The sequence below is a fragment of the Candidatus Hydrogenedentota bacterium genome (genome assembly GCA_012523015.1).
GTDB lineage: Bacteria > Hydrogenedentota > Hydrogenedentia > Hydrogenedentales > CAITNO01 > JAAYBJ01.
The window spans coordinates 1-11,642 of the sequence record JAAYJI010000088.1 but is presented as its reverse complement, the minus strand read 5'-3'; the positions used below and the strand labels follow the sequence as shown (position 1 = coordinate 11,642).

General features: G+C 50.0%; 6 protein-coding genes. 5 read left to right on the top strand and 1 reads right to left on the bottom strand.

Annotated features, from left to right (window positions below; all coding sequences use genetic code 11):
* The 5 genes from GX117_04165 to GX117_04145 form a co-directional block, all read left to right on the top strand.
* Positions 1-1,204: HEAT repeat domain-containing protein (locus GX117_04165; protein ID NLO32538.1), on the top strand; the 1,204-nt coding region annotated here is incomplete at its 5' end.
* A gap of 375 nt (positions 1,205-1,579) precedes the next feature.
* A complete protein-coding gene (locus tag GX117_04160) occupies positions 1,580-3,628 on the top strand; it encodes a hypothetical protein (GenBank protein NLO32537.1) in 2,049 nt (682 codons plus the stop codon).
* A 183-nt stretch (positions 3,629-3,811) separates the two neighbouring features.
* Positions 3,812-6,733, top strand: a complete 2,922-nt coding sequence (locus GX117_04155; protein ID NLO32536.1) for an MMPL family transporter — start codon at positions 3,812-3,814, stop codon at positions 6,731-6,733.
* A gap of 115 nt (positions 6,734-6,848) precedes the next feature.
* Positions 6,849-7,649 (top strand): outer membrane lipoprotein-sorting protein, encoded by an 801-nt coding sequence (locus GX117_04150; GenBank protein ID NLO32535.1) that lies wholly within the window; start codon positions 6,849-6,851, stop codon positions 7,647-7,649.
* 360 nt (positions 7,650-8,009) lie between these two features.
* Positions 8,010-9,242: a hypothetical protein gene (locus tag GX117_04145; GenBank protein NLO32534.1), complete on the top strand. Its 1,233-nt coding sequence runs from the start codon at positions 8,010-8,012 to the stop codon at positions 9,240-9,242.
* An 18-nt stretch (positions 9,243-9,260) separates the two neighbouring features.
* Here the strand turns inward: GX117_04145 and GX117_04140 are convergent.
* Positions 9,261-11,642: 4Fe-4S binding protein (locus GX117_04140; GenBank protein NLO32533.1), on the bottom strand; the 2,382-nt coding region annotated here is incomplete at its 5' end.

Below are 11,642 nucleotides of genomic sequence, written 5' to 3'. Positions count from 1 at the left end.
TTCTTATCCCAAGGTCGATGATATCGCTACTGTTCTCCCCTCCACGATCAAAGACTTGGCGCTGCGCCGTTTCGAAAATAACGATAAAGCCGCGCAGCCTGTCATCGAAAGCTTACAGCAAATACAGCCAAGTGAAGAAGACGATGATTCCGTGCTGAGCGCCTTCAATCTGCTTTTAGAAAGCCTTTCACTCATCGGCGGCGATTCTGCCTTCAACGAAATTCAGACACATCTCGCTGATGAAAACCTGCAAGTCAGAAAAAATGCGCTCCTCAGTCTATCCCGCTTTCAGCGAACCGAGACCCTTGAAATGTTGCAGCAGCGCGTAAAAGAAGAGCAGGACAACGCCACACGCGCCCTCGCCTATTCCAAATATCTCGGCGCCATGAGCACTGCGAAAATACTGCCCGGCAAGGATGTAGATGAACATTTGCGCTATGCCGCGGGGCAGGCACAAACGACGGCGGCACGTCGTGAATTCCTAGCTGCTTCTTCGCAATTGCCGTCTCTTGAATGTCTGCGATTGATTGAATCGGAATTGGACAATCCGGAAGTGGCAGCCGAAGCACTGCGTGCCGCACTCACGGTCAGCCGCGCGCTCACCGGGGCTTGGCCAAAAGAGGCGGCCGCACGGCTGCGCGCCATTGCCGACGACGAAACCCAAGGGCAAGAAATACGTCATGAAGCGAAAGATGCACTCAATACCATGCGAAGTCACAAAGACTATCTCATGGCATGGGAAATGGCGGGACCCTATTTTGAAGACAACACCATTGCCTATTTCCTTTTTGAACAGAAATTCCCACCCGAAAAAGACGCTGATTCTGCCAACTGGCGCTGCTTCCCGCTTCTGCCCAAAACTGAACCTCCTTTCAAACTGGATTTCAACCGAGTGCTCGGCGGAGATAATCGTGTCGTATTCATACGCTCTTTTATTAACTCACCCACCGATCAAGACGCAGTGCTTGAACTCGGCACAAACGACGGCTGCAAACTGTGGTGGAATGGAAAATTAATCCATGGGATCAATGTGGGGCGTCCTTTGACTCCCGGCGAAGATAAATTGGAGCTGCAGTTAAATGCCGGCCTGAATACACTCATGGTCGCCGTGTTTCAGCAAGAAGGTGATTGGGGCGCCACCTTGCGCTTCGTTGACCGCGAAGGCAACACTTTGGAAAATATCACCGCCTCTACGCAACCCTAATCGCTGGAATACAAATTCTTAACACTAACTATCTATTTTGAAGCAGGCGCATATCATCGCGCCTGCTTCAATGTTTTAGAACTATGCATGAACACAAATTAAGAGAGAGGGAGGAACTCCTCTCTAATCCAACAAGTAAGAGCGGATATATTCTTATTTCGAGTTTGAAGCTACGCCTTCATGAAATGGACTTTAGATTTTGAGTATGGCATACTTTAGGATCAGGAATAGGTATCCGTCAGACTGTGGTGCAATACTCAGACATGAATTTTCAGCGAGAACTAGAGCACTGCATGTAAGCGTGCCGGGATAGGTAGTAATACAGTCGCGCCAGATTCCAATTTTAACTGCAACCTTTTTCAGGAGATACATGCCATGCAATCTTGTTTTTCGTTCCTTATCCTCAAAAAAATACGGCCCTTACTGATTCTACTCGTAACTATAGCCTTTCTTTCTTCCACCGCCGCCGCAGTAGAGAATTGGCATGAACACGTCTTTTTCGGGCTCCACTATGACCTTCATCCCGGGGCGGCAGACACGGAACTTGGACGCGAAACCACTTACGAACACATTTACGAGATGTTGGAAAAAGTAAAACCTGACTTTGTCCAATATGACTGCAAAGGACATGTAGGCTATACAGGATATCCCACCGAGGTGGGAACGCCCTCGCCCGGCATACAACAAGATGCGCTGAAAATTTGGCGGGAAGTAACGCGGGACATGGGTATCCCCCTCTCTATCCATTATTCCGGTGTCTGGGATACACGAGCCATTGAATTGAATCCTGACTGGGCGCGCATTAATGCCGACGGTACGCCCGACCCCAATTATACGAGCCGACTAAGTGCCTATGATGACGAATTAATGATTCCGCAACTCCTCGAAGTGGTGCGAAATTATGATATTGACGGGATGTGGATCGACGGCGAAAACTGGGCGAGCCGACCGGATTGGAGCGAGGCTTGCCAACAGCTTTTCAAGGAACGAACCGGCATTGACCAAGTACCCATGAAAGCCGGAGATCCCCATTGGCATGAGTGGCTCACCTTCCATCGTGACTTATTTACCGAACACGTAACACGCTATACCAATGCAGTACATGAACTGAAGCCTGAGTGCATGGTCACGAGCAACTGGATGTACAGCGTTCGGCAGCCCGAGGCATTAAACGCGCCCATCGACTATTTGAGCGGTGATTATGATCCTTCTTTCGGCGCAGAACGTGCCATGCCCGAGGCGCGCTTTTTAGCAAGCCGCGGCAAAGCTTGGGATCTGATGGCATGGTCTTTTCTTCAGACCAATAATCAAGGATGGACCAGCAAACCGGCTGTCCATTTATGTCAAGAGTTGGCAACAGTCATGGCACAAGGGGGCGCTGTATTTGTTTACAACCAACCCCAACGAAGCGGACGGCTCACCCAATGGCATCAGGATATTCTTGCTGAAGTCGCTCAGTTCTGTCGTGCACGGCAAGCCTATTGCCAGAATACGGGGACCATCCCTCAGGTTGCCGTCTTGCACAGCGAATCCTCCTATTATCGTTACAATGATCCGCTCTTCAATTTCGCACAAGCTAATCATCCCATGGAAGGCGCCCTCTTTGCCCTCCTCGAAAATGGTTATAGCGTAGACATTCTCAACGAAGTGACTTTGTTAGAACGCATCGACGCTTATCCCTTCATCGTCATTCCCGAAGCGGAGAATGTGTCAGAAGATATGAAAGCGGCTTTGCCTGCCTATGTGGAGAAAGGCGGTCAACTGCTCCTGAGCGGCGCCCATGTAGCAGACCAATATGGAGAATTAGCAGGCGTCGCCAAAGAAGAAAATTCCGAAGCGGCCGGCGGCTGGCTGCCCGCTGCTAACGGCGCTGTAAAAGTTGCCGGAGCATACCAGCCCACGATTTTGCAAGGCGCGACCAGCCTCGCCCCCGTTTTGTATCAACAAGAACCTGTATTGAATCAGCACCATTTTTCTGCAGCGACCGTGCATAATTACGGTAAGGGTCGGGTAGCCGCCATTCATGGCCCCCTCTTCCGCAATTATTATCAATGCCGTTACCCGGGACAGCGCCGCTTCATTGGCGACGTACTTAGCGCTTTAGATACAGCGCAATTGATACATGTGCAAGGGCCTTGGTTTATAGAGATGGCTGCGCGAACCAAAGACAGGAATTTACATATCCAACTCATTAACCGCAGCTCCTCAGGCTATCTCGCGCATAACCGTCATATCGTTGAACATGTGCCGGACGCGGGCCCATTCACCGTCCAAATACCCTTGGCGGCACGGCCGAGCCGCTGCTATGCAGCCCCCGATCCCGTGGGCATCGATTGGCATTGGAGCGATGGGCTCTTAACCGTAACTATTGACGGATTACACATTTACAATGTGTTGGTTGTGGAACCTTCCTTCAAGGAATAACAAGCCTTAATCCATTGTATAAGATATCGGGAAGTAAAAATACCTTCTGAAAGAACGATATATTGGTATAATCAGCCCGGAAGGGACTGTTAAGATCCGAGCCCTTCCTGCCGAATCTTTAATCTATTCACCCGTTGAAGCGCGCATCCGCTTTAACCTGTTGCATTGAAAGAAGGAGAAGACATGAGACAATGGCTCATACAATCAAGTATTAATCACCCCAAAACCTTGGTGGGCAGCATGATTTTGATCACCCTGCTCTTGATACTTGGTGTCGCCGTGCCAACCTTATGGCCGGGCGCTATTCCGCTTCCCCCGGTTCGAGTGGATACAGATCCGGAAAATATGCTGGATGCTGACGAGGCAATCCGTGTTTTCCACAACGAGATGAAACGTGATTTCGTTCTTAATGAAATCATCGTTGTGGGCGTTGTAAATAATCATCATCCCGAGGGTGTTTTTAATCCGGAGAGCCTGCGCCGCATCTACGATCTCACCGAATATGCGAAGACACTGCAAGGCAGCGCGCTGGGCTTGGAAGATGAACATGCCGGCGTCGTTGCCATGGATATTATCGCACCCTCAACGGTAGACAATATCGAACAGGGCGGTCTGGGCGAAGTAAAGTTTGAATGGCTCATGCCCCATCCCCCCGAAACGGAGGAAGAAGCGCTCGCAGTACGCAATAAAGCGGAGGCAATCCCTTTCCTCAAAGGAACCATGGTTTCAGACACAGGCAAAGCTTTAGCCCTCTATCTGCCTATTACCTCCAAAGACCTCAGCTACCGCATTTATTCTAAGCTGAACGCTAAGATAGCGGAACTGGGCGGTGATGATGAATGGCATATTACAGGCTTGCCCGTTGCCAATGATACCTTTGGCGTGGAAATGTTCATCCAGATGGCGATCTCCGCTCCTTTGGCCATGCTCGTGATCTTTTTGCTCATGCTCTACTTCTTCCGCAAACCGGTGCTGATTATGGCACCCATGATCCTGTCTCTGGTTATCGTCATTATCAATATGGCACTGCTGGTCATGACGGGCAACACGATTCATATCATGAGCTCCATGATTCCCATATTCATTATGCCTATCTCCATTTTGGACTCTATCCATATCTGTTCCGAATTCTTTGAGAATTATCAACGCTTCAAAGATCGCAAAAAGACCATTGAATATGTCATGGACACCTTGTTCACAGCGATGCTTTACACCTCGCTCACCTCGGCGGCAGGCTTTGCATCGCTGGCAGTGACCCCTATTCCGCCGGTGCAAGTCTTCGGAATTTTCGTCGCCATGGGCGTAATGATCGCGTGGATTCTTACGGTCACCTTTATCCCCGCCTATATCATGTTGATACCGGAACGTTCTCTGGAAAAATTCGGTGCTTCAGCAGATAAAAAAGAAGATGATTCCGCCGCTCAGGAAACCAGGCTCGGACGTTTTCTTGCCGGTGTGGGACGCTTTTCCTACGGTCAGGCGAGAATCGTCCTCATCATTGCCGTGTTGCTCAGTGCGACCGCCATCTACGGCATTAGCCGTATTCAGGTGAATGATAATCCGACGCGTTGGTTTAAGCCTACCCATCCCATCCGCGTGGCAGATCGTGTTCTCAACGAACACTTCGGCGGCACGTATATGGCTTATCTATCTCTGTCACCGAAGGAAGCGGTAGAAGATTTGGCCGCCTATGCCGGCAATTTGGAAGCCCGCCTCCGCGAACGCATACAAGAACCGGACATACCGGAATCGATCCGTCCGGAATTGCTGTCTCTTGCCGATGCCGTTCCTGCAGAAGCGGAAAGTGCCGCTGATGCAGACGCCCTTTTGAGTGCTTTACAAACAAGAGTCAACACGGCACAAGACGCGTTGATGGACACGCTGACCGATGACGCACACAGTGCTGAAGACTTTGACGAGAAAGCCGATGCTTGGGACGAAATTGCCCTATTTGTGGATATGGAAACCCAGCGAGGCGAAACCTTCAAACAACCCGAAGCTCTCGCCTACATTGAAGCGGTACAAAAAGTTCTTGAAGAAACGGGTATTGTCGGAAAAAGCAATTCTCTGGCAGATATTGTGAAGACCGTCCACCGCGAACTCATGGAAGGCGACCCAAGCTACTTCAGGATTCCCGACAGTGCGCGGGCCGTTGCACAATGCCTCATCACCTATGAGAGCAGTCACCGCCCACAGGACATCGGTCATTTTGTGACCCACGATTACCGCAACTCCAGTATTTGGGTACAATTGAAAAGCGGTAATAATCAAGACATGAAGACTGTAGAAGAGCAACTGGATAGGTTCATCAGTGCAAATGCCGCGCCGCTGGATATCGAATCACGGTGGTTCGGACTGACCTACATCAACGTAATCTGGCAGGAAAAGATGGTCTTTGGAATGCTGCAGTCTTTCCTCGGCAGCTTCCTTATTGTGCTGCTCATGATGGTAATCATGTTCCGTTCCGGACTCTGGGGATTAATTTCTATGATTCCGCTGACCGTTACCATTGGCTTCATTTACGGTATGGTCGGATTGATCGGCAAAGACTATGATATGCCCGTGGCGGTGCTGTCATCGCTGACGCTGGGCATGGCGGTGGACTTCGCCATCCACTTCCTGTCCCGATCCCGGGACATCTACGAGACCGATGGGCCCTGGGTCAAGGTATACCCCATTATGTTCGACAAGCCGATCCGCGCTATTGTGCGCAACGTGATCGCTGTTGCCATCGGATTTACGCCGCTGCTCCTCGCGCCCTTGGTTCCCTATAACACAGTAGGAATCTTCATGGCCGCCATTTTGGGAATCTCCGGCGTATCCACCCTCTTGATCCTGCCGTCACTGGTTCGTTATCTTGAACCATTGCTATTCCCGAAAAATCGTGTTTGTAGAATAACCTGCCATTGCGGTACCTGTTTAGTGACCGCTGTGATTGCCGCGGCAGCTGTTGCCGTCAATGTGCCGGTATTTATGAATGCTACGTGGACCAATATGACCATGGTCAGCCTAGCCGCCATGGCGATCTCCGCCTCCATCTGTTATGTCATGTCCCGACGGCGCAAATGTCAAACACCGGCAGCTGAATGCGGTGAAAAAGAATAAAGCGAAATAGAATACCTATTGTGGAAGCCTGCAGCTCTTCCGACAACAAAGGAAGCTTTCGGCTTATAATAGAATACACACACAGTCTGAACACTGTTCAGGAAAGGAGCATATGATGAAACTTTTACGAATCAGCGCCTTAATGGTATTGGCAATAAGCCTGGTCGCCCCTATGGCCGCCTACGGGCAAGATGCCACTTCAGTCGATGAGATCGTCAATAAAACCAATACTGTCGCCTACTACCAAGGTAAAGACGGGCGCGCCCAAGTTAAAATGACCATTGAGGATCAACAGGGCAACAAACGAGAACGGGAGTTCGTTATTTTAAGACGGAACGCCGATGACAAAAACGAAGAGCAGCAATTCTACGTCTATTTCAAAAATCCCGCAGATGTGCGTGAAATGGTTTTCATGGTATGGAAACACGTGGGCAAAGATGATGACCGCTGGATGTATATACCGGCATTGGACGTGGTCCGTCAGATCGCTTCCAGCGATAAACGGACCAGCTTTGTCGGTTCCACCTTCTTTTACGAAGACGTGTCCGGGCGCAGTCTGTTGGAAGACGACCACGAACTCGTAGAGACTACCGACAATTATTACGTACTTAAGAATACCCCCAAAAATCCCGGTTCCGTTGAGTTTGATTCTTATACCATGCACATCCACAAAACTTCGTTCATCCCCGTCAAAGTGGAATACGAAAAAGGCGGCAAGGTCTACAGAACCATGGAATCCCTGAAAGTGGAGAACATCGACGGTTTCCAGACCGTAACCCAGTCAAAAATAAAAGACACGAATCTGGGCACGGAAACGACCTTGGATTATCAAAAAGTAGAATATAATCGCGATATTCCTGAAAATATCTTTAGCGAACGCTTTATGCGCAGAGCGCCCCGTCAATATCTGGATTAAGCAAAAGCACAGATCCCGAGATTGATTTCCGAGCTAGATAAAGGAAGGGAGATGGCTGTGAAAGATAATTTCACCGGATTTTTGAAATATGCTGTTGTGCCCACTTTGCTGTGGACTCTGTGCCTATTGCTGGTGGGCATACCAAGCGCAGCTGACGAACCGGCATTGCCGAAGGGACTTGAGCCTATGCCCGCCGCTTCAGAGCCAAGCCTGCCGCAAGGACTGGAACCAGCAGAGCCTGCCCTGCCCATAGGCTTGGAAAGTGACGAACCCGGCTTGCCCGAAGGATTGGGAAGCGCCGAACCCGGATTGCCCGAAGGACTAGGAAGCGCTGAGCCCGCGTTACCGGCAGGTCTTGAAATTTCCAACGCAAGCACGGAGACAGACACAGAATCAACAGCTGTCAAAACGCCCCCCTTTGTACTGCACGGATTTTGGGATACACGAGCCGGAACGCGGGTTCAATCGGATTCCGCGCAGGTGAAAGACGCCACACTGGGCGAATCCCGGCTCCAACTCAAAACGGATAAGGATTGGGATAATCTCTTTGCTGAATTCACAGCGGACGGTGTTTTTGACGCCGTTGAAGAACGCGCAAAATTAGACATCCGTCAATTGCGCTTGACGTGGACACCGATCGACGCCCTAGATATACGTATTGGACGACAGGTCTTGACCTGGGGAACAGGAGACATGCTTTTTATTAATGATCTCTTCCCTAAAGATTGGGTGTCCTTTTTTAGCGGACGCAACGAAGAATATCTAAAAGCGCCTTCCAACACACTCCGCATCGGTTGGTTCAATGAAGGGATGAATGTAGAACTTGCCTATTCGCCGCGCTTTGATCCCGACCGCCATATCACGGGCAAACGCTTCAGCTATTACAGCCCACTTCATGGCAGGACTGTGGGCCGAGCAAATAGAACGCGAGCCGACAAACCGGACCATTTTTTCGATGACGATGAAATCGCATTGCGTTTATATAGGAATATTGGCAGCGCCCAATTGGCCTTTTACGGGTACTCAGGCTTCTGGAAAAGTCCCGGCGGTATGCAGCTGATCCCTATGCGCTCTGTTTTCCCCAAACTCAACGTCTACGGCGCCAGCTTACGGGGCACCGTCGGGCGCGGTATCGGCAATATCGAAGTCGGTTATTATGATTCCCGTGACGATCGCCGGGGCCGTAAAGCACTTATTAACAACAGTGAATTCAGGATGCTCCTCGGTTATGAACGCGAAATCGCCAAGGAATTAACTTTAGGGCTCCAGTATTATCTGGAGTATATGATGCGTTACAGCGCATACCGAGATACGCTGCCTTTCTTTATGACGGCTCGAGATCGTGATCGCCATGTGACCACGGTGCGCCTCACAAAATTGCTCATGAACCAAAATCTCATTCTGTCATTGTTTGCCTATTTCAGCCCCTCTGATAGCGATGCCTATTTACGCCCCAATATTACGTACAAAATAAGTGATACCCTCACGGTTGAAACAGGCGGCAATATTTTCCTCGGCGCTCATAAAGACACCTTTTTCGGACAGTTTGAAGACAACACCAATATCTACGCAGGATTTAGGGTCTCTTTTTAAGTACGCTATAAAATCTTATTATCGTGGGCTATAAAATTCCGCATCATGATCGGAAAGCATCCCCTCCTCAATCATCCGTTTCATGCGGGGTATATCAACGGGGCGCGGCTTGCCGCTGCTCTCCCCTTGCTCCTGGAACACTGTGCTTCGAAAGTACGGTACTGCCTCCGAGACGGACAGCATAAGACATCCCCAAAAGATCGCCGCCACACAGAAGAGGAAAATGAGGTTGCCGCGATCTTTGTACAGCGGATCCTGCGATACCGGCGCATGCCTTATTCCGGTGATACATTGATCACAATGGATGCAGTCCAATTCTTCGGTAGTGTTGACGCCCAAGTGACACCGAGCCGGGATCTGACGTGGCATCCAAAAGCGCAAGAGACGCACACCGTTCAATAGAGAGAGGAAGGCGCCTGTGGGACAAAGATTGCGGCACCAAAAGCGAGGCGACACGAGCGATAGAAGCAACACAGTAATCCCGAGTACAAAAAGATAAACGGCACCTGTTTTTCCGAAAAAATTACTCAACAAATCTCCCTGTAAAAGTGCGGTGTCCTGCGTCAAAGCAAAGAGCATTAGGAGAAAGAAAAGGAGGAGATATTTAACGATCCTGCCGTAACGCCAGGTGGGTTTTTCAGGAATCTTGTAGCGCTTCGGGACAAGCTCCCCCAAGAACTCCTGCAGCGCCCCGAAAGGACATAAATAACCGCAATAGAAATTGCCAAAGAATAGAACGAATAAGGGCACAAGAAGCGTCAAAAAAACAACGCCGGTGAGTTGCAGCATACGCCAATTAATCGACAAGAGCATAAGAACATGGTGCAGGGAATATTGTAAATTCAACCCTAGCCCCGCGACAACCAAAACCACAAGGAGGAGCGCCCGCCTTCGCCATACCCCGGGTTTGCGGCGCAGCAGAAGAGCAACAACAGCCATTGCTGAGAGCAGCATAAAATGACGACGCTGCATTTTTTCGGCGCCTCCCCGAGACTGTAAAGGCGCTGTGTCCTTCTCCACATCCACGCCAAGTACTTCTCGGCCGAACCCTAGGGTTGCATTTTCCAAGATTTGCGTGATTGCATCAGCCGTAATGGTTGCTCCACTAACTGAATCCACCTGTGCAAATGGATCCTCCGCAAAGAGGCTTCGCTCCAAAAGACGTCCTTTTTCTGTCTCCACCATGCGCAAATAGGCAGGTGTTTCCCGATGGCGCAGCACGTCATAATTTCGGAGGAGTCCGTCTTTCGAAATGTATATCAAAAGATCCAAGGGCCCGCCATAGGCGTCTATCGGCGCCGCCCAATCACTGCTGTCAAAGATATATCCCGCTTGCGACGCATCCTCCGCATCCACCGAAAGATATTCTTTGCTCAAGCCGGAAGCGTCTTGAAAATATTTCTTTTCCGGAGTAAGATCGCCCGCCAAGGAACGGGCAGGCCCTTCAAGATTTTGGACAGCGCCAAGGGCATTACGCGCCGCCGCAATCTGAGAAAGCAACAAGGCATAACATGCCACACCAACCAATAGATAAGCCCATCTACGCAGCCGCTGCGCAAAGGGGTCGACGGCTATCCCCGTACAAGAAGAGGGTAAAAATAAAGGAGGCAGATTAATGAGCACCAGGCATCCCAAAATCAAAAGGGCGCCAGACACACCCGCAATAGGCAAAAGCAATACGCCGGTTAAAAATCCGCCGGCTGCACCGCCAAGGGTATCCACAATTTCCAGCCGCGCCGCCGCTTTCTGTGTTTTTATCTGCGCTTCTTTTAAAGACTTTGCCGCCAAGGGAAAATAAACACCGGTAAAAATCCCGCCCAATACAAATAAAATAAACCAATAGTATTTTGGACCGGAGGGAAATAAAAATAAAATACATAAGAGCAGCACGTGGAACAACAGACAGCTTCCTGTCATTATCCGACCAAAGGAATCGGAACGGTCTTTTTGTAAGATGCTGATACCGGCACTGCCCACGGCGCCGCCAAACATGAAGAGTGCAGTAACCAATCCTATCTCCAGAAATAAGGATCCGAAACGAGATTGATACAAAAAGATGAGGATCATGTTGAAGGTCATACTCGCCAGCCCCGTCGAAAAGACCAAAAACAGGCTGTCAAAATAGTTCCTTGCCGCCCCCTTCCGCCCCTGCAGTCTGTACACCATTCTCAGCAAAAGATAAAGAGCGATAGCGATGAAAAAAAGCCAAAGTCCCGCTTCATATATATAGCGCAGTGCTCTGGATACAGTGCGCCATTCCGCTTGTTTTAACGCTAAGAAAAAACCGAACTTCAATGCCTTCGGCGTGTTATCGGTGTTGATCAACGCCTCTTGGGGAAGAGATCCAAGCCTGTCCGTATAGGCTTGCTGTTGGAATTGGACGCGGTCTGCACTATAGAG